General features: G+C 40.9%; 32 protein-coding genes. 28 read left to right on the plus strand and 4 right to left on the minus strand.

The window, feature by feature from the left end; genetic code table 11:
• The 20 genes from QWZ08_RS06405 (at position 1) to QWZ08_RS06500 (ending at position 18368) form a co-directional block, all read left to right on the plus strand.
• Positions 1-342, plus strand: coding sequence for a hydrogenase maturation nickel metallochaperone HypA/HybF (locus QWZ08_RS06405; protein ID WP_290336433.1), 342 nt, complete (start codon positions 1-3; stop codon positions 340-342).
• Positions 343-372: 30 nt separating this feature from the next.
• The gene (gene hypB / locus QWZ08_RS06410; RefSeq protein ID WP_290336434.1) at positions 373-1137 is read left to right on the plus strand and encodes a hydrogenase nickel incorporation protein HypB; all 765 of its coding nucleotides are present in this window, start codon (positions 373-375) and stop codon (positions 1135-1137) included.
• A gap of 30 nt (positions 1138-1167) precedes the next feature.
• On the plus strand, positions 1168-1419 hold the full coding sequence (locus QWZ08_RS06415) for a HypC/HybG/HupF family hydrogenase formation chaperone (RefSeq protein WP_290336435.1): 252 nt from the start codon (positions 1168-1170) through the stop codon (positions 1417-1419).
• Positions 1420-1567: 148 nt separating this feature from the next.
• Positions 1568-2308, plus strand: coding sequence for an SDR family NAD(P)-dependent oxidoreductase (locus QWZ08_RS06420; protein WP_290336436.1), 741 nt, complete (start codon positions 1568-1570; stop codon positions 2306-2308).
• 83 nt (positions 2309-2391) lie between these two features.
• Entirely contained in the window at positions 2392-2598 is a 207-nt protein-coding gene (locus tag QWZ08_RS06425) for a YgaP family membrane protein (protein ID WP_290336437.1), read from the plus strand.
• Positions 2599-2843: 245 nt separating this feature from the next.
• Positions 2844-3290 (plus strand): hypothetical protein, encoded by a 447-nt coding sequence (locus tag QWZ08_RS06430; protein WP_290336438.1) that lies wholly within the window; start codon positions 2844-2846, stop codon positions 3288-3290.
• Between the two features lie 353 nt (positions 3291-3643).
• Positions 3644-3946, plus strand: coding sequence for a thioredoxin (gene trxA, locus QWZ08_RS06435; RefSeq protein WP_290336439.1), 303 nt, complete (start codon positions 3644-3646; stop codon positions 3944-3946).
• Between the two features lie 273 nt (positions 3947-4219).
• Positions 4220-5041, plus strand: coding sequence for an adenine nucleotide alpha hydrolase family protein (locus tag QWZ08_RS06440; protein ID WP_290336440.1), 822 nt, complete (start codon positions 4220-4222; stop codon positions 5039-5041).
• 83 nt (positions 5042-5124) lie between these two features.
• Positions 5125-5964 carry an adenine nucleotide alpha hydrolase family protein gene (locus QWZ08_RS06445; protein ID WP_290336441.1) on the plus strand — a complete coding sequence of 280 codons (840 nt, stop codon included), beginning with the start codon at positions 5125-5127 and terminating at the stop codon, positions 5962-5964.
• A 51-nt stretch (positions 5965-6015) separates the two neighbouring features.
• Positions 6016-6855 carry a universal stress protein gene (locus tag QWZ08_RS06450; RefSeq protein WP_290336442.1) on the plus strand — a complete coding sequence of 280 codons (840 nt, stop codon included), beginning with the start codon at positions 6016-6018 and terminating at the stop codon, positions 6853-6855.
• A gap of 361 nt (positions 6856-7216) precedes the next feature.
• Positions 7217-8227, plus strand: a complete 1011-nt coding sequence (locus tag QWZ08_RS06455) for a metal-dependent hydrolase (RefSeq protein ID WP_290336443.1) — start codon at positions 7217-7219, stop codon at positions 8225-8227.
• Positions 8228-8437: 210 nt separating this feature from the next.
• Entirely contained in the window at positions 8438-8980 is a 543-nt protein-coding gene (locus QWZ08_RS06460; protein ID WP_290336444.1) for an MGMT family protein, read from the plus strand.
• Positions 8977-9432 (plus strand): pyridoxamine 5'-phosphate oxidase family protein, encoded by a 456-nt coding sequence (locus QWZ08_RS06465; protein WP_290336445.1) that lies wholly within the window; start codon positions 8977-8979, stop codon positions 9430-9432. Before QWZ08_RS06460 ends, QWZ08_RS06465 begins: the two co-directional genes overlap by 4 nt.
• A 193-nt stretch (positions 9433-9625) precedes the next feature.
• Positions 9626-10561, plus strand: a complete 936-nt coding sequence (locus QWZ08_RS06470) for a 1-phosphofructokinase family hexose kinase (protein WP_290336446.1) — start codon at positions 9626-9628, stop codon at positions 10559-10561.
• A gap of 55 nt (positions 10562-10616) precedes the next feature.
• A complete protein-coding gene (locus QWZ08_RS06475; protein ID WP_290336447.1) occupies positions 10617-11690 on the plus strand; it encodes a class I fructose-bisphosphate aldolase in 1074 nt (357 codons plus the stop codon).
• A gap of 172 nt (positions 11691-11862) precedes the next feature.
• On the plus strand, positions 11863-12945 hold the full coding sequence (locus QWZ08_RS06480) for an efflux RND transporter periplasmic adaptor subunit (RefSeq protein ID WP_290336448.1): 1083 nt from the start codon (positions 11863-11865) through the stop codon (positions 12943-12945).
• Positions 12942-14201, plus strand: a complete 1260-nt coding sequence (locus tag QWZ08_RS06485; RefSeq protein WP_290336449.1) for an ABC transporter permease — start codon at positions 12942-12944, stop codon at positions 14199-14201. The genes QWZ08_RS06480 and QWZ08_RS06485 overlap by 4 nt, the downstream gene beginning before the upstream one ends.
• Before the next feature lie 2 nt (positions 14202-14203).
• Positions 14204-14881, plus strand: coding sequence for an ABC transporter ATP-binding protein (locus QWZ08_RS06490; protein WP_290336450.1), 678 nt, complete (start codon positions 14204-14206; stop codon positions 14879-14881).
• Between the two features lie 658 nt (positions 14882-15539).
• Positions 15540-17186 carry a sensor histidine kinase gene (locus QWZ08_RS06495; RefSeq protein ID WP_290336451.1) on the plus strand — a complete coding sequence of 549 codons (1647 nt, stop codon included), beginning with the start codon at positions 15540-15542 and terminating at the stop codon, positions 17184-17186.
• A 123-nt stretch (positions 17187-17309) separates the two neighbouring features.
• Positions 17310-18368, plus strand: a complete 1059-nt coding sequence (locus tag QWZ08_RS06500; RefSeq protein WP_290336453.1) for a response regulator — start codon at positions 17310-17312, stop codon at positions 18366-18368.
• A gap of 38 nt (positions 18369-18406) precedes the next feature.
• On the opposite strand, the gene QWZ08_RS06505 is transcribed toward QWZ08_RS06500, so the two are convergent.
• Positions 18407-18796: a hypothetical protein gene (locus QWZ08_RS06505; RefSeq protein ID WP_290336454.1), complete on the minus strand. Its 390-nt coding sequence runs from the start codon at positions 18794-18796 to the stop codon at positions 18407-18409.
• A gap of 168 nt (positions 18797-18964) precedes the next feature.
• On the minus strand, positions 18965-19489 hold the full coding sequence (locus tag QWZ08_RS06510) for a YciE/YciF ferroxidase family protein (protein WP_290336455.1): 525 nt from the start codon (positions 19487-19489) through the stop codon (positions 18965-18967).
• Positions 19490-19752: 263 nt separating this feature from the next.
• Between QWZ08_RS06510 and QWZ08_RS06515 the strand changes: the two genes are divergently transcribed.
• The 4 genes from QWZ08_RS06515 to QWZ08_RS06530 all read left to right on the plus strand — a co-directional run bounded on the left by QWZ08_RS06515 (position 19753) and on the right by QWZ08_RS06530 (position 21926).
• The gene (locus tag QWZ08_RS06515; protein WP_290336456.1) at positions 19753-19938 is read left to right on the plus strand and encodes a hypothetical protein; all 186 of its coding nucleotides are present in this window, start codon (positions 19753-19755) and stop codon (positions 19936-19938) included.
• Between the two features lie 16 nt (positions 19939-19954).
• Positions 19955-20431 carry a YbhB/YbcL family Raf kinase inhibitor-like protein gene (locus QWZ08_RS06520; RefSeq protein ID WP_290336457.1) on the plus strand — a complete coding sequence of 159 codons (477 nt, stop codon included), beginning with the start codon at positions 19955-19957 and terminating at the stop codon, positions 20429-20431.
• Positions 20428-20814, plus strand: coding sequence for a hypothetical protein (locus QWZ08_RS06525; protein ID WP_290336459.1), 387 nt, complete (start codon positions 20428-20430; stop codon positions 20812-20814). Before QWZ08_RS06520 ends, QWZ08_RS06525 begins: the two co-directional genes overlap by 4 nt.
• A gap of 323 nt (positions 20815-21137) precedes the next feature.
• Positions 21138-21926, plus strand: coding sequence for a patatin-like phospholipase family protein (locus tag QWZ08_RS06530; RefSeq protein WP_290336460.1), 789 nt, complete (start codon positions 21138-21140; stop codon positions 21924-21926).
• Between the two features lie 75 nt (positions 21927-22001).
• On the opposite strand, the gene QWZ08_RS06535 is transcribed toward QWZ08_RS06530, so the two are convergent.
• Together QWZ08_RS06535 and QWZ08_RS06540 are read right to left on the minus strand one after the other, a co-directional pair.
• Positions 22002-22388, minus strand: coding sequence for a GerW family sporulation protein (locus QWZ08_RS06535; RefSeq protein ID WP_290336461.1), 387 nt, complete (start codon positions 22386-22388; stop codon positions 22002-22004).
• Between the two features lie 29 nt (positions 22389-22417).
• Positions 22418-22906 (minus strand): hypothetical protein, encoded by a 489-nt coding sequence (locus tag QWZ08_RS06540; RefSeq protein ID WP_290336462.1) that lies wholly within the window; start codon positions 22904-22906, stop codon positions 22418-22420.
• 619 nt (positions 22907-23525) lie between these two features.
• Between QWZ08_RS06540 and QWZ08_RS06545 the strand changes: the two genes are divergently transcribed.
• The 4 genes from QWZ08_RS06545 to QWZ08_RS06560 all read left to right on the plus strand — a co-directional run bounded on the left by QWZ08_RS06545 (position 23526) and on the right by QWZ08_RS06560 (position 24798).
• Positions 23526-23891, plus strand: a complete 366-nt coding sequence (locus QWZ08_RS06545) for a hypothetical protein (RefSeq protein WP_290336463.1) — start codon at positions 23526-23528, stop codon at positions 23889-23891.
• Positions 23892-23959: 68 nt separating this feature from the next.
• Complete coding sequence (locus QWZ08_RS06550) at positions 23960-24262, plus strand: hypothetical protein (RefSeq protein WP_290336464.1); 303 nt, start codon at positions 23960-23962, stop codon at positions 24260-24262.
• Positions 24263-24280: 18 nt separating this feature from the next.
• Positions 24281-24433, plus strand: a complete 153-nt coding sequence (locus QWZ08_RS06555) for a hypothetical protein (protein ID WP_290336465.1) — start codon at positions 24281-24283, stop codon at positions 24431-24433.
• 8 nt (positions 24434-24441) lie between these two features.
• Positions 24442-24798 carry a T9SS type A sorting domain-containing protein gene (locus QWZ08_RS06560; RefSeq protein WP_290336466.1) on the plus strand — a complete coding sequence of 119 codons (357 nt, stop codon included), beginning with the start codon at positions 24442-24444 and terminating at the stop codon, positions 24796-24798.
• Positions 24799-24898 lie beyond the last annotated feature (100 nt).

Raw genomic sequence — 24898 nt, forward strand, 5'->3', positions numbered from 1 at the left:
ATGCATGAGCTTTCTATTGTAATGAGCATTGTTGATATAGCGCTGGAACAGGCTGCAAAAAAAGACGCTGCCGTTATTGATGAGATTGAACTCGACATTGGTTGTTTATCCACGATAGAAATGAATGCGTTTGAATTTGCCTGGAAGCAGGGAGTAAAGCGAACAATTTTAGAACGGGCGGTAAAAAAAGTAAACAGAATAAAAGGAAAAGGCAATTGCTCTGACTGCGACCATACTTTTGAATTAGAAAATTTATACGATGCCTGCCCTTTTTGTGGCGGGTATTTAATAGGGATAACAGCCGGAAAAGAATTGCGGGTAAAATCACTGGTTGTTTCGTAAAAATAAAATCAATACTAAAAAATTACAGCTATGTGTGCAACCTGCGGATGTGATACCGGTGCAACCATCACCATGCATGAACACAGTCATCAACACGATCATTCAGACCATCATCTTCACGAACATTCCCATAAAAAAGTAGTGGATGTTGAACAGGATATCCTGCACGGGAATAACCTGCTTGCAGAAAGAAACCGTGGCTATTTCGATGCGAAAAATATACTGGCATTGAACCTGGTAAGTTCTCCCGGCTCCGGCAAAACCTCCCTGCTGGAAAAAACATTGACTGATCTTAAAGGCCAATTGAATTTTGCCGTTATTGAAGGCGATCAGCAAACCACCAACGATGCAGACCGCATACACGCCACCGGAACAAAAGTGGTACAAATCAATACCGGCAAGGGGTGTCACTTAGATGCACACATGGTGTTGCACGCCGTACAGGGCATGAAACCCGTACAGGATAGCGTGCTCTTTATTGAAAACGTAGGCAACCTTGTTTGTCCCGCCATGTTTGACCTGGGTGAAAAAGAAAGAGTGGTCATCATCAGCGTAACAGAAGGCGACGACAAGCCGCTAAAGTACCCTGACATGTTTCATTCTTCCACCCTTTGCATCATCAATAAAACAGACCTCCTCCCCTACGTTCCTTTTGACATTGAAAAAGTAAAAGCCAACGCAAAAAAAATAAATCCTGCACTGGAAATTATTGAGCTAAGCTGTACCAGCGGTGAAGGATTAACAACCTGGTACAATTGGTTAAAATTAAAAGCAGCCGCAGCTATGCCAGCCTAACTAAACTGTATAAAAAGTAAAATCAAATTCATGTGCCTAGCCATACCGGGTAAAATAATTTCCATCAGCAACCAACTGGATGATACCTTCCGTTTTGGCAAAGTTTCGTTTGGCAGCATAATGAAAGAAATCAATTTATGCATGGTTCCGCAGGCGAAAACAGGCGACTATGTACTTGTACATGTCGGAGCAGCCATTGGTATAGTTGATGAAGAAGAAGCTGCAAAGGTTTTTAGTTACCTGAAAGATATGGGCGAGGTAGAAGAACTGGATCAGGACTAGTCATGTCGGCAAATTGCATTTGCAGGACCGTAAAGTTCGCTGACCAACGTCAATTTTTTATCCATTTGCAATCATTAAAACTTCAAGGCGTTTCTGATAAATTTGGCACCGGTATATTGCCGCATTGTATCAGTTAAATACTACAGTTATGAAAGATAAAACAGCTCTTGTTACCGGTGCCGCGTCAGGTATTGGTAAAGCTACTGCCCTGTTGTTTGCAAAGGAAGGCGCCAGTGTAATTATATCAGATCTTCAGGAAGCTGCGGGCGAAGCCGTTGCAGCAGACATCCGTTCAGCCGGAGGAAAATCAGCTTTTTTTAAAGCGGATGTTTCAGTACCGGAACAAATGGAGTCGCTGGTAAATTTTTCAGTAACCACATTTGGCCGCCTGGATATGGCGGTAAACAATGCAGGGATAAGCGGAGAAATGAACGCAGCTGCCGACATGAGCATTGAAGGCTGGAATAAAGTGATAGCGGTGAATTTAAACAGCGTTTTTTACGGAATGAAATACCAGTTGCAGGCAATGCTAAAAACCGGTGGTGGCAGTATCGTCAATGTAGGGTCTATTTTAAGCTCGGTGGGTTTTGCCGGTGCTGCAGGATACACTGCTGCCAAACATGGTATCATTGGTCTTACCCAAACTGCCGCTGTAGAATACGCTGCCCAAAATATACGTATCAACACAGTTGGTCCGGGTTTTATCGATACGCCGTTATTAGGCTTGCTGAGCGAAGAAATGAAAAAGCAGGTAATAACGTTGCATCCTGTTGGCAGACTTGGTAAAAGCGTGGAGGTTGCCGAATTGATTGTGTGGCTTGCGAGTGATAAAGCTGCTTTTGTAACGGGTAGCTATTACCCTGTAGATGGTGGTTACCTGGCGAGGTAATTAAAGCCTCCGTTAAGTGTAACAAAAGTATCCGTCTACCTTTTTTCGGCAGTTTATCTTACATCAAAATAAAACAAATTGATATGAAAAAGAATATGGGTACTACCGACCGTATTGTTCGTTTAATTGCAGCTGCCATTTTTGCCGCCCTGTATTTTACCAATACCGTTACCGGCACTTTTGGTATAGTGTTGCTTGTGCTGGCTGCAATTTTTGTGCTGACCAGCCTCGTAAGTTTTTGCCCGCTATATACCATCCTTGGTTTAAACACCTGCACCGCCAAAAAATAAACGCTGCCCGTGTCTGGTTGTCCCTGCGCCATAGCACCTCCTGGATGCCTGGCACACCTGTGCAGCCATAAACCAGTACAGATGCCATTAAAAACCTATCAACCAGCAGCTATATTTTTATGATTTCACAAAAATAAATATCACATACTTTAATGATATGCATCATGCATTGCCACACCGCCATTTTCTATTTTTACATCCATAATTAAGATAACCCAATTACCAGGATCTAAAAATTTAAACAAATGAAAAAAGAATATTGGATCAACGTAAAACATGTTGATAACAGGCTGGTGGTTTTTTTAAATGGCGAAACAATCTGGGATAGTGGCATTGTACACGACGATCCGGAGTTGAATCAGTTTATTAATATAACAGATCAGCTGCAGATACATTCCAGCCATTTAAACGAACTTATTTTTGAGGGCTTTAATGACTCTTACACCAGTGACACCTCCAATGGCGATGCTTCCAACAGCGATTTAAACCCCTGGCATTTCCACTACCGCGTTTTCACCCGCACGGTCGACGGTACCGGAAATGTAATTGAAATAGATATGCTGGCACCGTACAACGAGAAGCATATGTCTAACCCAAATATCAGGGCCATTAATAACCGGTATCAAATCATTCGCAACAGCGAAGAATTTAAGGTGATTTCAAATTCATTGTCCCAAAATTTCTATAATTAAACCCGATTGCTGTACCAAAGAAAGTGGCTTTGATAACCGGCTCTATAGTCCGGTATCTTAACACCCCATTTTATATCCACTGTCAGTTCATGGAAAAACAAAAGTAAGTGCAGCTTATCCAACGTTGCACTTACTTTTATCCGGTTAAATCTGTAGATTGATGCTTAAAGAAACAAGTGTTCTGTTCGTCAATGGACGCCTTCTTTCATAAATAAATCCGTTGACGCTTTCAAAATGTAACCATTGTTACCAATCTATGCTACACTTTGGTTTTAATTTTGCAGTACAGAAATCCGCCTGACCAGACTATTAAACATGATAGTAACGCGATTGCTAAAAATAAAATTTTCTTTATGACATTTCATCAAATGATACAATCAGACAAACCCGTGCTGGTAGATTTTTCAGCTGAATGGTGTGGCCCCTGCAAAATGATGGCGCCCATTTTAAAAGAAGTAAAAAAAGAAATTGGTGACTCGGCTACCATCATTAAGGTAGACGTGGATAAAAATCCCGCTGCAGCCAGCGAATACCAGGTGCAGGGTGTACCAACCCTGATTCTGTTTAAAAATGGTAAACAGCTGTGGCGGCAAAGTGGCGTTGTCCAAAAATCCGGCCTCGTAAGCATCATTCAAAAATTTACAGTTAACTCCTGATCCGCCGCTTGCCAATAATGGCTACAATCTGCCCATAAATGTATACATACAACACTGTAGTCATTCCACTTTTAAAATAGAGGTGGTGGTTACATTTTTGATTGACTATATAACTTAGTTAAGCTCTCGTTGCTATCTTACCTGACTGTTTTTCTCCTTGCATCAATTACTGACCAAAATCACCTTTTCTATTATCTGCTATCATTTGTTGGCACTGCGTGCCGTTTTACTTTCATGCAATATTGAAGTACTTAACAAGCAAAAAAAAGCTGTATGAAAAAGATAATCATCGCATTTGACAATACTCATTTTTCCGAAGGTGCTTTTGAATTTGCCCGAAGGTTAAATGAGCTACAACCGGTTTTACTTACTGGTATTTTTTTGCCACAGGCTGAAATTGCCTACCTCTGGAGTTATGCCGGAGGGGTAAGCGTGCCATTTATTCCCCAACTGGAAACAGATGATGCAGAAATGGTAATGGAAAATATTGAGCATTTTAAAAAACAATGCATCAGCAACAATATCGACTTCAGGGTACACAAAGATTTCTATGATCTTGCGCTGCCGGAGTTAAAAAAAGAAAGTCGTTTTGCAGACCTGTTATTAATTGGCACCGAAAGCTTTTACAAAAACATGGGCACACATATGCCCAATGAATATTTACGCGATACCCTGCACGATATTGCCTGCCCGGTGTTGCTGGTGCCTGAAAAATATGATTTTCCCGAAAGCATTATCCTCGCATATGACGGAAGCAATGAAGCCGTATTTGCCATTAAGCAGTTTGCGTATCTTTTTCCAGAACTAACGGGGTTAAAAACGATGCTGGTATATGCCCACAAAGACGCTTCAAAAGATATACCTGATAAGATACAGATTGAAGAACTGGCGGCCAGGCATTTCAGCGATCTCACTTTATTTAAGTTGAATACAGATCCCAAAAAAAACTTCAGTTCCTGGGTGAACCAGGCAAAATCGGCCATACTGGTAAGCGGCTCTTATGGACGGTCCGGCATATCCCAGCTCTTTAAAAACAGCTTTATCCAGGACATAATAACCGATCATAAGCTGCCCGTCTTTATCGCTCATAAATAACTTGCAGAACGGATTTTGCTATACTACCGCCAATTGCCAGCGTTGTGTAACCGCAGAATACGTTACCTGAAAATATTTTAACAATGGAAAAGATTCTTTTAGCAATTGATGCCAGGGTAGTAAATAAGAATTCGCTGGAGTTTGCCTGTTACCTTGCCAGGTTAACAAGATCGAAAGTAACAGGGGTGTTTTTAGAAAACCTGGTAGCAGATGAAAAACCCGTCTTGAAAAAAGCCTATGGCAGGGCCTATGTAAACTGGGAGATAAATGAGGCTTCGCAGGAATATCAAACCAAAGTACAACTGATTGAGAACAATGTCCGGCTTTTTAAAGAAAGCTGCATACAGCAGGAAGTATGCTTTCAGCTGCACCGTGACCTGGGTGTGCCAGAGACAGACCTCCTGGAAGAAACCCGTTTTGCAGATATACTTGTAGCAGATGCGGCGCTGAGTTTTACAAAACAATTTGCAGGCACACCGAGTAGTTTTGTAAAAAATATTCTTACAAAAGCAGAATGCCCGGTGATTATTGCACCAGAAAGCTTTGACGGAATTGATGAAATTGTATTCACCTACAATGGATCCGCATCATCATTGTTTGCAATCAAACAATTCACCTACCTGTTGCCGGAGCTGAGCAATAAAAAGGCAACTATACTTCAGATAAATGAAGCCGGCGAATGGCATGATCCTGATAAATACAAATTTAAAGAATGGCTGAAGGATCATTATACCGACCTTCACTTTGAAGCGCAAAAAGGAAAAACGGATAGCATTTTATTTGAAGCTTTGTTTACCAGAAAAAATATGCTCCTGGTGATGGGATCGTACGGTAGAAATGCCTTATCACAGTTTATACAAACCAGTCATGCGGATATGCTTATTAAAACGGTAGCCCACCCCATCTTTATAACACACCGGTAAACTGCTACGGCCTAAACCATATTGCAATCATTTATAAACAGAACCATGTATATGAAAAAAATAATCGCCGCATTTGACGGACTTAATTATGCAGAAAATACAGAAGCATATGCTGTGCAAATTGCCCGGCAGGAAAAGATGCATTTGTTTGGAATATTTTTAGACGACCCTACTTACACCAGTTATAAAATTTACGACCTTATTACAAAAGAAGGTGTAAACAATACTAAGCTTAAAAAACTGGAAGCAAAAGATAAAGCTACCCGTACCGCAGCGGCCGAAAATTTTGAAAGCGCCTGCCGGAAATCCGGTCTTACCTATGCCATACACCACGACCACAACACACCTATACTGGAACTGAAACATGAAAGCATTTATGCCGACCTGCTGGTAATTAATGCAAAAGAAACATTGACACATTACCCCGAGAAAGTGCCTACCCGTTTTATCCGCGACCTGCTGACCGATGCGCAATGTCCGGTGTTGCTGGTGCAGGATACTTACCAGCCTATCAATAAAATAATTTTGCTCTTTGATGGTGAGCCAACATCAGTGCACGCCATCAAAATGTTCAGCTACCTGCTGCCGCATTTAAAGGAACTGGAAACAGAAGTAATTTCAGTAAAACCTGCTGACACTTCACTGCATGTGCCCGATAATAAACTGATGAAAGAGTTTATGAAAAGGCACTATCCCAATGCCAGTTATACCATTGTTAAAGGCTGGCCGGAAGATGAAATTGTAAAACGGTTAAAAAAACAGGCAACCGGAGCGCTGGTCGTTTTGGGTGCCTACAAAAGGGGCAGTGTGAGCCGCTGGCTGCGGGAAAGTATGGCAGATACCCTGATGAAGGAAATAAAACTGCCACTTTTTATAGCCCATAATAAATAGCCATGCTGTTGAAGTGAATATCTATTCAAAAATGTTAGCTCAAGGCAAATAATAACCAGGCATCGCTAACGGAAGTGCTTGCTGAAGCTGCTGATACTAAATTATGCACGGACCCTGTATATTTCTATAAATCCGATCGCAGCGCAGACCATTTACACGTAAGATGGAATGATGGTTAGTACCTTTTTTAAACCACTCAATTTTTTCAGCTGCCTGTAAACAGCAGTTAGCAACCAAATGTTGACAGCATTTTTTAGCAATTGAAATACACCTGAACGCAGGTATTGAAAAAAGTCTGGTAAATTTGGTTTGTTTAACAAAAAAAGGAGTTAACGGCAGCAGCTTACTTGCAGCCAAATCTATGGATTCACTTACACATATTGCCCTGGGCGCTTGTATGGGCGAGGCTTTTGCAGGCAAAACGCTGGGTAAAAAAGCCATGCTGTGGGGCGCATTGGCCCAAAGTATTCCCGATATCGATTTTGTTTCCTCTTTTTGGTTAGATACCACTTCCGCTTTGCTGGCACACCGCGGCTTTACACACTCCCTGTTGTTTTGTGCGCTTATTACACCCCTGTTTGCGTGGGCGGCTGAACGGCTGCACAGGCCGCATGATATCCGTTTAAAAAAATGGTTGTTGTTTTTTGGAGGTGTAATTTTCATCCATATTTTTATTGATGCCTTTAATAACTACGGTGTTGGCTGGTTTGAACCTTTTAATCACCGGCGCATCAGTTTCAATGCCATTTATGTTGCAGATCCATTTTTCTCCATCTGGCCAGCAATTGCCTGCGGAGCCTTGATAGGTATTAGAAAAAGTAACAACCGCCGAAAAAAATGGTGGCAGGCAGGGCTTGGCCTGAGTGCCCTTTACCTGGTGTATTGTTTGTTCAATAAATCTATCATCAACCGTAATGTAGAAGATATCTTACAGCGGCAACACATTCACTATACACAATATTTTACAACGCCCGCACCCTTGCAAAACTGGCTATGGTTTGTGGTGGCTGGCGATAGCAAGGGATACTACGTTGGGTACCGTTCTGTTTTTGACAGTAAAAAAGAAATGAGTCTTCAGTATTTCTCCCGAAACGATTCATTGCTTCAACCCTATTCACGGCAGGAAAATCTACAGCAACTCATTCGTTTTTCGCAACAATTTTATACGGTAGAAAAAAGGAATGACACGTTGCTTTTTAATGACCTCCGTTTTGGACAGGTAATTGGCTGGCAAAATCCAAAAGAAAAATTCGCCTTTCATTATTTTTTGCAATACCCTGCTGAAAATAAACTCGTAGTGCAACGCGGGCGTTTCCAGGGATGGACGAGCCAAACGATTGAAGCATTAATCAAAAGAATAAAAGGAAATTAACGCAGCAAATAAGCGCTTGTTATTTCTTCAATGGCGGGTTGCGTTATTATTCTTCCTCTCCCCAAAATGAATAACCAACTGACGGCCATCATTGTTTATAATAATGGTTGCTATTACTTTTATCTGTGAACACATGGGATGATGGAACTTCGCTGGCATGAACAGCTTACAGTATGCAATTCAACCTCTTTGAGCCGCAAAACAAATCAAATGAAAGAAGGGAAAAATTTCTCCGGATGGAGAATAAAACTTGAAAAAGCAATAGCCCCTAAAATAGTAGAAGTGCCCGAGAAATGGGCCAGCAAAATAGGACACGGAAAGATGCTTGTACCAACTCCCATGCTTGTTGATGGAGTTATAAAAAAAATACCGAAAGGCCAACTCGCAACAGTAAATACTATCCGCAGCTTCCTGGCACAAAAGTTTAACGCAGACATGACTTGCCCATTGACCACCGGCATTTTTTTAAACATTGCAGCACATGCCGCCGAAGAAGACAAGGTGAAAGGTGAAAAGAAAATTACCCCCTACTGGCGTGTGCTGAGAGAAGGAGGTTTTCTAAACCCAAAATTTCCCGGCGGCGCAATCATGCAGTCTATTTATTTAAAAAGAGAAGGATTTGAGGTAATACATGGTAAAGGAAAAGACTTGTTTTTTGTAAAAGATTATGATAAAAAATTAGTCGTATTGAATCCACATATACAAGGAAAAAGTTTCAAAAAAAAGGTAATTGCTAAAACCAGCATGATATGATTGGCATTTTATCAGCAGGCGAAGTTGAGTTGCTTTTGAAAATACAGGTAGTTGGCCATTTAGGTTGCACTGACGGCTACAACACCTATGTGTATCCTGTTAATTATGTATACGATGATCATTTTATTTTTTGCCATTCAACGCCCGGTGCAAAACTGGATATGATGCGAAAAAATAACCGCGTGTGCTTGCAGGTTGAGGAATGTATTGATTTTACACATTGGAAAAGTGTGATGGTACAAGGCATTTTTCAGGAACTGGAAGAAGAACGGGACCGTTATACAGCGATGAAAATGTTTGCCGAAAAAAATTTATACCAAAAAATAAATCAGCCGGTTTTGCCGCATAATACCACTGTTAACGGTACGCAAGTAAAATGGCATGTAAAAAACCGTCCGGTATTTTTCCGGATTGTTATTGATGAAAAAACGGGCCGCTACGAAGATGATTAGCCTGCCGTCCATAAAGTTTCCTTTTTATTTTATTGAGCAACTTTTAAAAGCAATGGCGAAAGCAGTATTTTGACGGGTACACAAATTCGCTGCCATTAATATTCAGGGGGGTGATGTCATTCATCTTTTCGATTGATTCATGTCATAATACTGGCGGAGAATTGCGCTAACTTTATCAACAATTCTACACTTTATGCATCGCATTGTTACGATTACGTTTAGCCCCTGTATTGATAAAAGTACTTCCGTCGCTGCTTTACTTCCTGAAAAAAAATTGGCGTGCGCCACTCCCAAACTGGAGCCGGGCGGTGGTGGCATTAATGTAGCCCGGGCCATCAAAAAGTTGGGTGGCGTTGCAACAGCCATTTACCCTTCCGGCGGCTACACCGGTCGTTATTTCGATCACCTCCTCGAAAAAGAAAATATTCCGGTTGTGATCATCAACTCATCCAATGAAACGAGGGAAAATATTATCGTATACGATGACAGCACCGGCAACCAGTACCGTTTTGGTATGCCCGGTACTCCGTTGAATGATGCGGAATGGAAAGCATGCCTGCAGGCTGTAAAAGATATTGACGACATTGGGTTTATTGTCGCCAGTGGAAGTTTGCCACCGGGCGTACCGCTTAACATTTATGCGCAACTGGCAAGGCTGGCCAAAAATAAGGGAGCGAAATTTGTTGTTGATACCTCCGGCGAAGCATTGAAAGAAGCTGCAGACGAAGGTGTGTATCTTTTAAAACCGAATCTTGGGGAACTATGCACGCTGGCCGGGAAAACAGCTTTATTGCCAGCAGACATTTTAGTTGTTGCAAGGCAAATAATTGCTGCCGGCAAATGTGAAGTGCTGGTGATATCCATGGGGGCACAAGGTGCCATGCTGGTTACAAAAGAACTGGCGGAAATTATTACTCCGCCGGACGTAAAAAGAAAAAGCACTGTGGGAGCGGGTGACAGCATGGTGGCCGGAATTGTTTGGCATCTTTCAAATGGACATGAACTCATGGAAGCTGTGCAGTTTGGCGTTGCCTGCGGTACTGCGGCTACGTTAAATGAAGGAACACAATTATGTAATAAAGAGGACGTGGAATTAATATTTGATCAACTCAAAATAGCTGTTCAATAAATGTGCCTGTAAATATTAGAAAAGTTCGTTTGTTAATTCAACATAAAATACAATCATGACTACCGACGAAATAACCGCCCTGATTGGCGACAAAAATGCAGCCCTGCTTTCTCATACCTGCGAAACGGTTACAAAAGATTTATTGCACCTGCCCTCGCCGGATTTCATTGACAAGGTGCTGAGCCAGTCCAACAGGAGCAATCAAACATTGCGCAGCCTGGCGTCTGTTTATAAACACGGACGGTTAAGTGGCACGGGTTATCTTTCAATATTACCCGTTGACCAGGGCGTTGAACACAGTGCAGGAGCTTCCTTTGCGCCTAACCCAATTTATTTTGATCCGGAAAATATTATCCGCCTTGCAATAGAGGGCGGCTGTAACGCTGTGGCTTCCACCATTGGCGGCCTGGCGATGCTTTCCAGAAAATATGCGCACCAGATACCATTTATTGTAAAACTAAATCACAACGAATTACTTACATACCCAAATAAATTCGACCAGGTAATATTCGGTTCGGTACGGGAGGCATGGAATATGGGTGCAGCGGCCGTTGGAGCCACTATCTATTTTGGCAGTGAAGAAAGCGACCGGCAGATAAAGGAAGTAAGCCAGCTTTTTGAGGAAGCGCATTCTCTTGGAATGGCAACTGTTTTATGGTGTTATTTAAGAAACCGGGTTTTTAAAAGAGCCGATGCCGATTATCACGTTTCTGCAGATCTTACCGGGCAGGCCAATTACCTGGGCGTAACCATACAGGCTGACATCATTAAACAAAAATTACCAGCCAACAACGGCGGCTATAAAATGCTGAATTCAGAAAGCATGAGTTACGGAAAATGGGACGAACGGATGTATACAGAACTTACTACTGCTAACCCGATAGACCTTTGCCGTTACCAGGTACTCAATTGTTTTATGGGCCGGGCGGGGCTGATCAATTCCGGCGGTGCATCTGCAGGCGAAACTGATTTAAAGGAAGCGGTTCTAACGGCAATCATCAACAAACGTGCTGGCGGCACTGGCCTCATTTCGGGCCGAAAGGCCTTTCAGCGGCCGTTTACAGAGGGCATTGCGCTGCTGAATGCTATACAGGATGTTTACCTGGATGAAGCAATTACTGTTGCATGATCTTTTTGTAAATTGTCTCTGCAGGTTAATAAAACAAATGCTGCAACGGTTAAGGTTTGGTAAAACAAACGAGCCCGATCCAAATTCATACAACATAAAGTAATGAAGCGGCTGAATAAATTGTGTAACTTTTGGCTTTTATTAACGGCCATAATGCCGTAAAAAAATATCTATGAGGCTTATTTTTTTTCTTTCCTTCGCTGCAACGCTGATAACATCCTGTAAAGACCGAACCGAAAAAACAAGTCCTGTTGTTCAGAATATTACGGAGTCGGTCTATGCTTCCGGCATTGTTAAAACAAAAAATCAGTACCAGGTTTTTTCAACCATTAATGGTTTAATTAAAAAGATACTGGTAACCGAAGGAGACATGGTAAAAAAAGGCGACCCACTAATGATTGTGCAGAACGAAACCGCCCGGCTGAATATTGACAATGCCAGACTGGCTGCGGATTACGCCTCAGTAAGCGCCAACCAGGATAAACTGGATGAGCTGAAACTGAACACAGAACTGGCAAAAAACAAGCTGGACAATGATGAACTGCAGCTTCAGAGACAACGCAATTTGTGGAGCCAGGGTATTGGCACAAAAAACGAACTGGAACAACGGGAGCTTGCTTTTAAGACTTCAGGCAACAATTACGAAGCCGCTGTTTTACGATTGAATGAGTTGAAAAAACAACTGAATTTTGCTGCGCAGCAGTCGCAAAAAAACTTACAGATCAGCAACAGCATCGCCGGCGATTTTATCATTAAAAGTGAGATCAGCGGTAAAGTGTACAACGTTTTAAAGGAAACAGGAGAAACGGTAAATATTCAAAGTGCTGTTGCTGTTATCGGCGACGCGGATGATTTTTTACTGGAACTGCAGGTAGATGAATATGATATTGCAAAAATAAGATTAGGTCAAAAAACGATGGTAAAACTGGATAGTTATAAAGGACAGGTTTTTGAAGCCACTATTTCAAAAATAAACCCCATCATGAACGACCGGTCCAAATCTTTTACGGTTGAAGCCACATTTGTAACAAAGCCTGCCACACTTTTTCCCAACCTCACCACCGAGTCAAACATCATCATTCAAACCAAAGAACAGGCCTTATTGATACCGCGTACTTATTTACTGGATGATGACCATGTGCTGATGCAAAGCAAGGAAAAAAGAAAAATTACCACCGGGCTTAAGGACTATCAGCAGGTAGAAATTGTAAGCGGACTTACTGCCAACGACGTTATTCTTAAGCCGGCAAAATGAAGTACAAATTAATTTTCAGCATTGGCAAATCCTTACTGCTTGCCAGGTGGAAACAAACGCTGGTAGCAGCCGTAGGCGTCACTTTCAGTATTACCATGTTTATCACCTTGCTAAGTTTTATGACAGGGCTTAATAAGCTGCTGGATGGACTAATTTTAAACAGAACACCACACGTAAGGCTGTACAACGATATCAAGCCAAGCAAGGATCAGCCGGTTAATTCGGCTGCTGCATACAAAGATTATCACAACTTTATAAGTTCTATAAAATCAAGCAGCAGCCGGCAGGAAATTTACAACAGTACTACGATAATAGAAAGCCTTCAGCGTGACGAACGGGTAGTTGGCATTGCGCCCAAAATATTTGCACAGGTATTTTTTAATGCCGGCACAATTGATATAACCGGATCTGTCAACGGCATTGATGTGGAGGCAGAAAGCAATTTTTTTCACTTTAATGATTATATTATTGATGGCAGGGGAACAGATATAAAAAATGTAGCCAACAGCATTGTACTGGGAAAAGGCCTTGCAACAAAATTGCTCGCCAATATAGACGATGTGATACAGGTAGCAACAGCTAAAGGCGAAATTTTTCAACTGAAAGTGGTAGGCCTCTATCAATCTGGCATTTCAGAATATGATAAATCCGTGGCGTTTGCAAGCATCACTACTGCTCAAAAGCTATTGGGCAAACCGGCTAGTTATATTACCGATATACAGATAAAAATAACCGACCTTAACCAGGCGCCAAAAGTGGCAAAAGAATATGCCGGATTATATGGATGCGATGCAGAAGATATACAAACTGCCAACTCACAGTTTGAGACAGGCAGCTTTATCCGGACACTCATTTCCTACGCTGTGGGCATAACGTTGCTCATTGTCGCAGGTTTTGGCATCTACAATATTTTAAACATGATGATCTATGAAAAAATGGATTCCATCGCCATTTTAAAAGCCACCGGATTTTCAGGCAGCGATGTTAAAAAAATATTCATGGTAATTGCGCTCACCATTGGCTTTTTTGGCGGATTGGCGGGATTACTGTTTGGCTTTCTGTTATCATCCGGCATAGGCAGGATACCTTTTAATATGACGGCATTACCCACCGTTACCACCTACCCCATCAATTACAGCCTGGTATATTATTCCATCGGTTTTTCTTTTTCATTGATCACGACTTACCTGGCCGGCTATTTTCCTTCAAGAAAAGCCAGCAAAATAGATCCCGTAATCATCATCAGAGGCAAATAATTATGAGCGAAATAATACTGCAGGCTAAAAACATCAACAAATATTTTCACGACCCTGTAACGGTTAAAGTCCTGAATAATATTACATTCTCTGTCAACAAGGGAGAGTTTGTTTCTGTAACCGGTAAATCGGGCTGCGGCAAAAGCACGCTGCTGTATATTTTAAGTACCATGGATACGGACTACGAAGGGGAATTACTGATTGACAATGAAATAATGACTCATAAAAAAGAAAAACAGCTGGCACTTGTAAGAAATCAGAAAATAGGTTTTGTGTTTCAGTTTCATTATTTGCTGAATGAATTTTCTGTGCTCAGGAATGTAATGCTGCCCGGGCTTAAATTAAATAAATTTTCAGAAGCAGAAGTAGAGCACCGTGCCATGGAACGCCTGAAAATGCTGGGTATTCAGCAGCTGGCTAACAAAAATGCCAACCAGATTTCCGGTGGGGAGAAACAGAGGGTAGCCATTGCCCGGGCTCTTATAAATGATCCTTTGATTATAATGGGAGATGAACCAACCGGCAATCTTGATAAAAAAAACAGTGAAACAGTGTTCAATATCTTCCGGGAGCTGGCAACAGAATTTAAGCAAACGCTGTTGATTGTAACGCATGATGAAGGTTTTGCAGAAAGGACAAACCGTATCATCCATATGGAAGACGGCAATATTGTTACCTAACCACCAAGCCCTTTAAAAAGAAAAATAGCATCAGGCAGCGTCAGTAAGAGATGCGACCTGTAAATAAGGGGACCGGATAGAAATCCGGTCCCGTACTAAAATCCAATATCCTATGAAAAACCAGTATAAAAATAACATGAAGACTACAAAATAAAAATAACAATCGTCAACTCTTACACTGATTGAAAACAGTACTTTACTTGCTTCGAAAAAAAACCAGGGGGCATAAAGAAGGCCGGATAGAAATCCGGCCCGTAATTATCTAAATATACCTAATGAGAAACCGGGATAAAAATAAAGGGAACAACATTGTAAAAAAATAACTGCCATCATAAATAATGCTGATTGAAAGCATCGTTAGCAGCCGGCTGCAACGTTCAACAAATGATCTGAAGTGATAAAAAAACAAGAGGCCGGATAGAAATCCAGCCCCGCATTAAAATTCAATACTCTTTGAAAACCATCGTAAAAGTAACTGCGTCAACCTTGTAAAAAAACAATATCCGTCATGCTATTATGTGATTTATGTCAGGTGCATGAAATGTAACCGCCGGGTGTTTGCTTTTGGAAAAGGATGCGCAGGGTCAACTCCGTGGCTGATTAATATCATGAATAGTAATCAATAGTTTCGGCAATTTAGTAGATTCTAAAGATTGTTATGCCTGTAGTATCCGGAAAGAATATCAGAAAGATAACTCATTTGGACGCTTTTGAAAAAAATGCAGGCGTAGGCATTGTGATTACTGACAGCGAAGGGACAATTGCATCAATCAACCCGGTTGCACTTAAAGCATTTGGCTTCGCTAAAAAAGAACTTCTGGGCAAACCTGTTAATTTGATAATGCCCCATAAGCCTGATCAGATCATACTGCATTCGACAGAAGCCGGCCGGCTAAAAAGAACAACACTGCCTGCAGTTGCCGGACTTAACATGGTTGCAAAAAGAAAAGATGGATCCGAATTTTTTCTGGAAGTGGCTGTAAGTATTTACAATGCCAGCGGCGAAAAATACGTAATCAGTATTCTCAACAGCAGCAGTGCCGGTAAAAAACCAGCAATCGCCTCCGGCTTCTTAAAAGATGCACTGGAACAGCTGGTTGAAAAGCGCACCCATGACTTAAAAGCTACACTACACCGGCTGGAAATAATCAATACCGAACTGGAAGAAGCTGCTGCCTTTCAAAAAGCGGTACTTAACAATGCAGGCGCTATGATTATTGCTACCAATAAAAAGGGTATTATAAAATTGTTTAACCCCGAGGCAGAGCTTAACACCGGGTACACCAACGCGGAAGTGATAGATAAAAAACAACCCGTACTTTTTCATGTCAAAAAAGAAATACAACAAAGGCGGGCTGAATTATTACAAGAATTTGGCACTGTAATAAAAGATGACTTCAGGGTACTGGTAGAAAAAGCAACCAGGAATATGCACGCCGAAGAACAATATACTTTCATAAGGAAAGATGGCTCCACATTTCCAGTTATGTTAACCATTACTGCCATGAAAGACAGGGCTGGAAGTATTACCGGCTTTATGGGAATTGCCGTTGACATCTCTGAAAGAAAACAGGCTGAGGAAAATTTAATAGCAGCTTTAAAAAAAGAAAAAGACCTGAATGAACTTAAGTCAGACTTTATATCAATGGCGTCGCATGAATTTCGTACGCCACTCAGCGCTATTACATCTTCTGCCTATCTCATACAAAATTATACCAGCACTGCAGACCAGCCAAAACGGGAAAAGCACCTCAGCCGCATTTCTTCAGCCGTTGATATGCTGAATAATATTTTAAACGATTTTCTGAATGCAGGAAAAATTGAAGCGGGAAAGGTGCCGGTACATTTTACCCAATTTGATATTAAGCAATTCCTGATGAGTACGATAGCGGAACTGAAAAACAACCTGAATCAACATCAAAGAATTTATTATATTCATAGAGGAGACAAAAATGTATTTTTAGATTCATCGCTGCTTAAGCACATAATTATTAACTTAGTATCCAATGCTCACAAATTTTCAGATAGTGAGTGTCCGATAGAAATTAAAACCATTCACCTTCAACAAACGATTTCGCTTTCAGTAAAAGATCATGGCATTGGTATTTCCAAAGAAGATCAGCAACACATAACTGAACTTTTCTTTCGCGGAAGCAATGCACGCAATATACAGGGCACGGGCCTCGGTCTGCACATAGTTTCAAGGTATGCGGCACTAATGCATGGAAGTATGACGTGGAAGAGCAAGTTAGAAAAGGGAGCAGAATTTATCATCACTTTTAAAAAACAGGAAGAAAAAATTTGAAATAATATAAAAATGGCGTGATAACAGTCCGTAAAATATGGATCAGTTCTGGCTGTCTAAATTGTTTGATTGCTTATACATTTTTAAAGCCACTACAACTTACACAGAATTAAAAATATGGTTATGAAAAAAATACTGTTAATAGAAGACAACGCAGATATTAGAAATAATACTGCCGAAATTCTGGAGCTTTCCAACTATAAAGTTACCACGGCCGAAAACGGAAAAATCGGCCTGGAAAAAGCAATGGCTGAAACTCCGGACCTTATTATATGCGATATTATGATGCCCGTACTGGATGGCTATGGTGTACTGCATGCCATTCATAAAAACGAAGCGATGAAAAATATTCCATTCATTTTTTTAACAGCAAAATCAGAACGCAACGACTTCAGAAAAGGAATGGAGTTAGGTGCCGATGATTATATTACCAAGCCTTTCAGCGGTACCGAGTTACTAAACTCAGTTGACAGCCGCTTAAGAAAATTGGATCTTTTGAAAAGGGAATTTTCACCCGGCCTGGAAGGATTGGAAGACCTGATGAAACTAAGTTCCGGAAAAAATATGTTACAGGCGTTGGCTGAAGACCGCTCCTATAACAATTACAAAAAGAAGCAAACTGTCTATTCAGAAGGGAACCATCCAAACAGGTTGTACTATGTTGTGAAAGGTAAAGTAAAAGTGTTTAAGCGCAATGAAGAAGGCAAAGAACTGGTTACAGATTTATTTAGTACAGGTGATTTTTTAGGCTATGTTGCATTGCTGGAGGGCACGGTGTATAAAGACACCGCTGTAGCAATGGAAGATTCACAACTGGCGCCCATTCCAAAAGAAGATTTTGAAGAATTGATTCACAACAATAAAGAAGTAGCTCAGCAGTTCATCCGCTTACTGGCCAATAATATTTCAACAAAAGAAAAACAACTGCTGGGGCTTGCATACAATTCCCTGCGAAAAAAAGTGGCGGAAGCTTTACTGACACTGCAAAAAAAATACAGCCAGGCAAGCGATAAATCATTTGTGATAAATATTAACCGGGAAAGCCTTGCCAGCATTGCCGGTACCGCAACCGAATCGCTTATCCGAACACTGAGTGATTTCAGAAGTGAAAAACTGATTGATATCAAAGAAGGCCATATCAGCATCATCAATGAAAAAAAGCTACAGTCCCTGGTGAATTAGAAAAAACACCGCCATTGCACAGGTGGAAAATTACTTTTTCAGCTGTTACTTAAAGTTGATATTTGTGTCAGATATGTATTGAACTCAATTTTTAATTTATTAAACTGAAACTCGGCGAGCGCTATATCTTCACGGAGCCGTTGTAGCCGGTTATTAATTTCAGCTATCAATTTTCCATTACTTGTCTCGCCTTCGGCAAAAAGCTTTTCAATATGGGCAATATCATTCCGCAGTATACTGATCATTTCATCTTCCATTATAAAACGGCTTTGAAAATTTTCAACATCGTCAAGCAAACTTCTGTCGGGATTATCTTTCAGAATTTCTGCAATTCTATTTTTTAGATGAATATTTTCATCCATCATAAAGCCGAGTAAACGTTTCCACGTATCCTGCTCAAATTGTACCTGCTTAAATTTATCTGTCATTTTTTACCGGTTTAATTATTTGCTTAAAAATGCTTAAACTGGTTTTACACCGCCATCAGCAATTTGCCTAAAGCCCCGGGTTTTAATAAACCTGCGCCGTATGCCAAAAGTATATCGGATCAATTGCAAATACTACAATTGTTTACTGGACTAACCGCAACATTTCATTTACTGGTGCAACACCCCCGGCATTTTTGCATTGGTATTTATTTCGTGTTCTGCCAGCTGCGACAGGCGGTCATCTATCTGCTTTTCATTTACCCCTGCTTCCCTGAAAAATGTGGCGTGTTTTTCCAACTCCAGTGCATTTGCAAATGCAGCAGCAGTACCGTAAGCACTTATTTTATAGTGATTGATTGCCTGTACGCATGCCAGCAAACAGGCATCTTTTACTGTTGGATCGGTGCAATTTTCAAGTTTTTCCTCCGCATCTGCAATAAAGGCTGGCATAACGCGGTTGGTAAGGCCTGCCGTAACTATTGCTTCTTCTTTATAAAATTCTTCCATCTTCTGTATGTGCTGCTGCACATAGTCAAAATACTTTTGCAAAACAGTTTTTAATTTAAGCGAGCCTGCGGTGCTGATCCAGTTATGTAAACTATTTTTAAGCACAGTTTCTGCAGTAATAAATTTACGGGCATCGTAATCCATCAGGTGATGCAGGTTGCTGATGGTAGCTGTATTTTCTTTCATGTCAGACGTTTTTTATTACAACAAAACTACCTGACAGCACAAGTCATAGAAATGACTGCTATCAATAAAAATATTGATTGTGCTCAGTGAAAAAAAGAACTACAAATACTGACAACAATCACAATATAAGTTGACAACTGGCATTGTATTACCGGTCAAAAAAATATTCTTTTAGGATGTAATGATACCGGTTTTCAATAAAACTTGTACGCTATTTGTATGATAAACAGCAACCATCGTTTAACCAATAAAAATATTTCCAGATGTCAATAAAAAAACAACCGGGTAAACCTATTGAAAATCCCCTGCCCGAAAAACGGCCGGAAATAGAGCCTGTTCAGGAACCCGGAGAATTGCCCGTTCCTGAAGAAGACCCTGATATCATCCCGGATGAAGATCCGTTTATAACACCACCATACGAAATTCCGCCACCTGCGGAAGGACCATAATAATAAAAACAGCATCATGATAAACAGCGAAGCAACCAAAGCGATCGATTATAAAATGCTTGCAGTAAGCAGTCCCGCTTTTTTAAACGAAACAATCATTCCGGCTCAGTATACATGTGATGGCATCAATGTAAGCCCGCCGCTGAATATTGACCACATACCGGAAAAAGCAAAATGCCTGGCAATAATAATGGATGATCCGGATGCTCCGCTTCACACATGGGTACATTGGCTGGTATGGAATATCCCGGTAACGCATCACCTGAAAGAAAACCAAATTCATGGCATACAGGGATTGAATGATTTCCGTCAGGTTCACTATAGCGGCCCCTGCCCTCCCGCGGGTACACACCATTATTATTTTAAAGTGTATGCGCTGGATGCGCTGCTTGATTTACCGCCTGCATCATCAAAGGCAGCACTGGAAAAATCCATGAGCGATCACATCATTGCTTTTGGCGAATTAACGGGCATTTATAAAAAAATAAAATGAAAGCCATATTATTTTCACTACTGGCATTTGTTGCCCTCACTGCACTCTTCTCAGGGTTACTCCTCATCAGCAATCCCACAGGAGACCTGATGCATTTACCAATTAGCCTGCTGACACCCACGCCCTTTAAAAATTTTCTTGTTCCGGGCATTGTGCTGGCACTGGCAGTAGGCGGCATTAACATCACGGCAGTAATTTATAGCCTGCTTCGCCATCCCAACCGCTACCACTGGGCTATAGCAGGCGGCTTCACTTTACTCGGATTTATTATTGCACAAATGATACTGATACATGCAGCAAACTGGCTTCATTTTTTATATATCGGTATTGCCCTGTTGATTATTTTACTTGCTTACCAGCTGGAAGGAAAGTGGGCAGTGTAGCAATTCCTTATACCATACATTAACAAAAAAAATGGCGATCAATAAAGAATGGCATTTGCAGCATCTAATGCCAAAAAATCCAACCCTGCAAGAGCGCATAGCCTGGCACCTGGAACACAAAAAACATTGTGCCTGCAGGGATATCCCTGAAAGTCTGAAAAAGATAATGCTTGCGAAAAAATAGTGCTGGGCCATGCAAAAATGTGTATGCCCTGCTTCCTGGCTGCTCAATATCACCTATATTCATTTTTTTAAACCCTGTAACTATGTTACAGCATGCTTTACTACACCATTAAGCCGGTGGTACTGTTAACTGAATGAGGATGAATAAAATCGGTTATGTTTTATCGGGCGGAGGAGCAAGGGGTTTTGCCCACCTTGGAGTAATTAAATATCTGGAAGAACTTGGTATAAAACCACATGCCATTGCAGGCACAAGTGCCGGGGCAATTGCAGGAGCATTGTATGCTGCCGGCAAAAGCCCGGAAGAAATTCTGCAACTATTAAAGAAAAGCAACTACTTTGGCTGGAGCAATTTATTGTGGCGAAAAAATGGTTTCTTTTCCATGCATGCCCTGTATGAATTATTAAAAACAACCATCTCCGGCAATGATTTTGATGCAGTTAAAATTAAATTATTTGTTGCAGCTACCGATCTTGTAAAAGGTGATCCGGTAATACTTTCATCAGGCAAGTTGTTTGAAGCAGTTATTGCATCCGCTTCTATCCCGGTAGTATTTGAGCCGGTAGTTATGGGTGACCTGTTACTGGTAGATGGTGGTGTACTAAATAATTTTCCTGCCGAACCACTTCAAAAAATATGCGATGTTATCATTGGTTCGTCTGTAAATAAATTGACCGATAACATCAGTACAAAATCAGTTTTAAGCGCTAAAAATATCATTGACCGTTGTTTCCATATGGCCATTGCATCGGCAGTGCACAGCAAGAAAAAAAACTGTGACGTTTTTATAGAATCCCCTTTACATGATTTTGACATGTATGATGTAAAACCAGCGGATAAAATATTTGAAATTGGATATAATACCGCTGCATTGTGCAAAGCCGAATTGCTTGCTGCAATAAAAAAAGTTGCTAAAAAAGAAGCTTGAAAAAGATACCTGTGTTGTTTAGTTTCCATGAAAAATAAAAGCAGCAACCTGTCCGCCAGGTTGCTGCCCGCGTAGTCAGGCAACAGGTACTTCCTTACCGTTCTTTTTCTTATCCATCATTTTTTCAAGCAGGTCGGGCACTTTGTCAAACATTGCACCCAGGCCCTTTTTGGCTTCTGTTGAAATGAATGAAATCTGGTCGCCCCGGGTTACTAAAAAGCCGATGGGCGCTATACCCATCCCGGCACCACCACCAACGCCTGTACCTTCTCCTTTATTTTTGCCTTCCATACCACCATGTCCTTCGCCACCACCATAACCTAAACCAAGTCCAAATTTGATGATGGGCAGGCAGGTAAATTCGCCCAACTGAAAAGATTGTCCTATTACAGTTTGAGTGGAAGCTTCTGTTTTTAAAAAATCAGTAAGCTGTTTTAATGTGTCTTCAAAATTTAAAGCCATAACAGATCGGTTTATATTGTTAACAATAATTAATGCAATAATGCATATACAATTTTCCAGGGCTGGTACTGCAGTTTCAGGTATGCATAACTTTCACCTGTAAAGTTGATTGCAACGTGCTGGTAACAAACAGGCAAAAAATTCAAAGCGAAAAGTTGTCCGTTTAAAACGATATCACCTGTATCAATTGCCAGCCTCCATTCCTTTACTTCACATGCTTTTATGATGGCAACTATTTTTTTAAGGTTGTTTTTTTTCGCGGGCCTTGCTTTTTTATGTGTTGATTTTGCTGCTTTACCTGGCCTTCTTTTCATCTCCGAAAAGGGCATTGTTTTTTTGAAAAAAAACATCCTGAAACTAAACCTCCATGCTTCATCGTACCAGATTACAGCGCCGGCAAATTTTCCCCAGCGCATGCTGGCAAAAGGCACGCAGGTATCCACTTCCAGCACCACAGGCACAACCAGCAGCCAGCAAAGCAATAACACTATCAATGCAATTATGATGAACCAGTACATTGCTACAAAGCTTTACAATCGCACCAGAGAACGCAATGATTTCAGTCAGCGAAAATGCTGATTCAAAGTTGTTTATATTCTGGTATTGTCCAAAAGCAATGTTCATAATAAAAACTCATTGAAAAACATTTCGGATGAGGCAAAACCTCATTAAAATCCAATGCTATACTATTACACCAAAATCTGCTGTAAACCTTTACTGATGAACATTTCGTTTTCAATTTTTATTTTTTAGAATGCTTGTAAATCAAAAAATATTTTTACAGTATTGTACTCAAATCTGTAACCTCCATAAACACGATCGCTTTGTCTTTTACTTTTTGTTTTGCCTTTGCTGTACTTATTTCCAGAATCATCCTATATTCTTAATTACTCCACCTGACAGATCATCCGGCTTCTCATTAATACTTAAGGGTAACTTTTCTAAGCAGCTTTTATATACCCCATAATGAACCTTTTATTTCTTACAATTTCATGTGATAAATCAATTCATTTTTTATTATTTATCATCTTCTAAATTTTAATTTTATGCCCCTCTCACACTTTTTCCAGTCAACTTTTAAAGCGGTACAATTCTAACAGTTTTTGTATTCTCTTTCTGTTACTTTGTTTTTCTTTTTTGCATGGTTTAGCTCAGCCCGACCCCGGAACTGTGCCTGTTGTTATTCCAACGGGCGGGTTTGCTGTTGAAGGCAATCTGCAGGCAAATACACCGACAGCGGGCATTGGCGACTGGTTGCCAGGCCCAGCAGGTGCCGGCGGTAATGTACTGTTAAGCCCCAGTGGATTACCGGTGAATACTTCTACCACATTTCATTTAACCGATCTTTATGCAAGCGCCTCGGACAACAATTTTTCTGGCGGCTTAAAATTTGATCAAAATCCTAATCAATGGACATGGGTTACCAATCCCGTGGGTGACAAAGTTGATATCAATAATGCGCTTTTTCATTTCACAAAAGTGCCAATGGCCACCAATGGATAATTGTTGCCGCTGACAGGGGCAGCAACAACGGAGATGCATATATTGATTTTGAATTTCTGCAGAATACCTTGAGCGTCTTAAGCAGTCCGACCAAAAAATTTATTTCCAGTGGACCTGATGGAGGAAGTACAAAAAATGATTTTGTACTTACCCTTGCGTTAACAAAAGGGGGAACCAGCGCAGGCTTTTTTGTAGAACGCTGGCAGGCAGTACCCGTTTCAACACAAGCGCCGGCAGGTTTTGATTATGTAGACCGGACGGCTTCTATTCCTGTAGGCTCAACCTTCGCTTCAGTTAATACAGCAAGCGTGCCCGTAGCCTTTGGCGCCTTTGGTTCTACAACTTATGCAACGAATACGTTTTGGCATTAAATGTACTTAATGGTTATTATGTGGTGTTCGCCCGCAGCCGGAGCTACATATACTATTGTTGACAAAAACGGCGCTTCCATTGCTGGGGTATCTCCTTCATCGAGTGTAACAGCTTCCACAGCAATTCATTTACCTTCAGCAACATACCAGCCGGTTCCGGTTACCAGGTAAGTGTTTCTTTGAACGGTTGCCAATCCGGCGCAGCTACCTGCGGTGCTTCACAGGGTGCCCGCATAGCAAAACAACCGGTTACCAGCAGTCCGGAAATTAAACAGATTACTTCTGTAAAGGCATATCCAAATCCTTTCAGCACCAGGATTAAATTTGTGGTAAATTCTGAAGTGTCTGGCAATGGTAATATTGATGTATACAACCTGATGGGACAAAAAATAAAAACCGTGTACCAGGGTTACATCGCGGCAGGCAGCCAAAGCTTTGAATTGACTATGCCCGCTAAACAGGTTGCCAACATGTTTTATGTTTTAAGAATAGGGAACAAAAAAATGTCAGGAAAAATAATGCAGATCAATCCTTAAAAGTGTTGATTTGATTAAAAAAAGACCGTCTTTAACAGGACGGTCTTTTTTATTAAAATGTAGATAATTGCAAAAACGGATTGTTACATTCCTTTACAAA

Origin of the sequence: Ferruginibacter paludis (genome assembly GCF_030409685.1) — a bacterium.
Lineage (GTDB): Bacteria > Bacteroidota > Bacteroidia > Chitinophagales > Chitinophagaceae > Ferruginibacter > Ferruginibacter paludis.

Bases quoted from the DNA above. Each gene is read 5' to 3' on its own strand.
- QWZ08_RS06450 (WP_290336442.1), top strand. From the start codon at position 6,016: ATGAAAAAAATAATCGCCGCATTTGACGGACTTAATTATGCAGAAAAT.
- QWZ08_RS06490 (WP_290336450.1), top strand. From the start codon at position 14,204: ATGAGCGAAATAATACTGCAGGCTAAAAACATCAACAAATATTTTCAC.
- QWZ08_RS06455 (WP_290336443.1), top strand. From the start codon at position 7,217: ATGGATTCACTTACACATATTGCCCTGGGCGCTTGTATGGGCGAGGCT.
- QWZ08_RS06480 (WP_290336448.1), top strand. From the start codon at position 11,863: ATGAGGCTTATTTTTTTTCTTTCCTTCGCTGCAACGCTGATAACATCC.
- QWZ08_RS06430 (WP_290336438.1), top strand. From the start codon at position 2,844: ATGAAAAAAGAATATTGGATCAACGTAAAACATGTTGATAACAGGCTG.
- QWZ08_RS06405 (WP_290336433.1), top strand. From the start codon at position 1: ATGCATGAGCTTTCTATTGTAATGAGCATTGTTGATATAGCGCTGGAA.
- QWZ08_RS06530 (WP_290336460.1), top strand. From the start codon at position 21,138: ATGAATAAAATCGGTTATGTTTTATCGGGCGGAGGAGCAAGGGGTTTT.
- QWZ08_RS06475 (WP_290336447.1), top strand. From the start codon at position 10,617: ATGACTACCGACGAAATAACCGCCCTGATTGGCGACAAAAATGCAGCC.
- QWZ08_RS06460 (WP_290336444.1), top strand. From the start codon at position 8,438: ATGAAAGAAGGGAAAAATTTCTCCGGATGGAGAATAAAACTTGAAAAA.
- QWZ08_RS06515 (WP_290336456.1), top strand. From the start codon at position 19,753: ATGTCAATAAAAAAACAACCGGGTAAACCTATTGAAAATCCCCTGCCC.
- QWZ08_RS06445 (WP_290336441.1), top strand. From the start codon at position 5,125: ATGGAAAAGATTCTTTTAGCAATTGATGCCAGGGTAGTAAATAAGAAT.
- QWZ08_RS06505 (WP_290336454.1), bottom strand. From the start codon at position 18,796: ATGACAGATAAATTTAAGCAGGTACAATTTGAGCAGGATACGTGGAAA.
- QWZ08_RS06510 (WP_290336455.1), bottom strand. From the start codon at position 19,489: ATGAAAGAAAATACAGCTACCATCAGCAACCTGCATCACCTGATGGAT.
- QWZ08_RS06555 (WP_290336465.1), top strand. From the start codon at position 24,281: ATGTGGTGTTCGCCCGCAGCCGGAGCTACATATACTATTGTTGACAAA.
- hypB (WP_290336434.1), top strand. From the start codon at position 373: ATGTGTGCAACCTGCGGATGTGATACCGGTGCAACCATCACCATGCAT.
- QWZ08_RS06420 (WP_290336436.1), top strand. From the start codon at position 1,568: ATGAAAGATAAAACAGCTCTTGTTACCGGTGCCGCGTCAGGTATTGGT.
- trxA (WP_290336439.1), top strand. From the start codon at position 3,644: ATGACATTTCATCAAATGATACAATCAGACAAACCCGTGCTGGTAGAT.
- QWZ08_RS06520 (WP_290336457.1), top strand. From the start codon at position 19,955: ATGATAAACAGCGAAGCAACCAAAGCGATCGATTATAAAATGCTTGCA.
- QWZ08_RS06525 (WP_290336459.1), top strand. From the start codon at position 20,428: ATGAAAGCCATATTATTTTCACTACTGGCATTTGTTGCCCTCACTGCA.
- QWZ08_RS06485 (WP_290336449.1), top strand. From the start codon at position 12,942: ATGAAGTACAAATTAATTTTCAGCATTGGCAAATCCTTACTGCTTGCC.
- QWZ08_RS06495 (WP_290336451.1), top strand. From the start codon at position 15,540: ATGCCTGTAGTATCCGGAAAGAATATCAGAAAGATAACTCATTTGGAC.
- QWZ08_RS06425 (WP_290336437.1), top strand. From the start codon at position 2,392: ATGAAAAAGAATATGGGTACTACCGACCGTATTGTTCGTTTAATTGCA.
- QWZ08_RS06465 (WP_290336445.1), top strand. From the start codon at position 8,977: ATGATTGGCATTTTATCAGCAGGCGAAGTTGAGTTGCTTTTGAAAATA.
- QWZ08_RS06500 (WP_290336453.1), top strand. From the start codon at position 17,310: ATGAAAAAAATACTGTTAATAGAAGACAACGCAGATATTAGAAATAAT.
- QWZ08_RS06540 (WP_290336462.1), bottom strand. From the start codon at position 22,906: ATGTACTGGTTCATCATAATTGCATTGATAGTGTTATTGCTTTGCTGG.
- QWZ08_RS06440 (WP_290336440.1), top strand. From the start codon at position 4,220: ATGAAAAAGATAATCATCGCATTTGACAATACTCATTTTTCCGAAGGT.
- QWZ08_RS06535 (WP_290336461.1), bottom strand. From the start codon at position 22,388: ATGGCTTTAAATTTTGAAGACACATTAAAACAGCTTACTGATTTTTTA.
- QWZ08_RS06415 (WP_290336435.1), top strand. From the start codon at position 1,168: ATGTGCCTAGCCATACCGGGTAAAATAATTTCCATCAGCAACCAACTG.
- QWZ08_RS06470 (WP_290336446.1), top strand. From the start codon at position 9,626: ATGCATCGCATTGTTACGATTACGTTTAGCCCCTGTATTGATAAAAGT.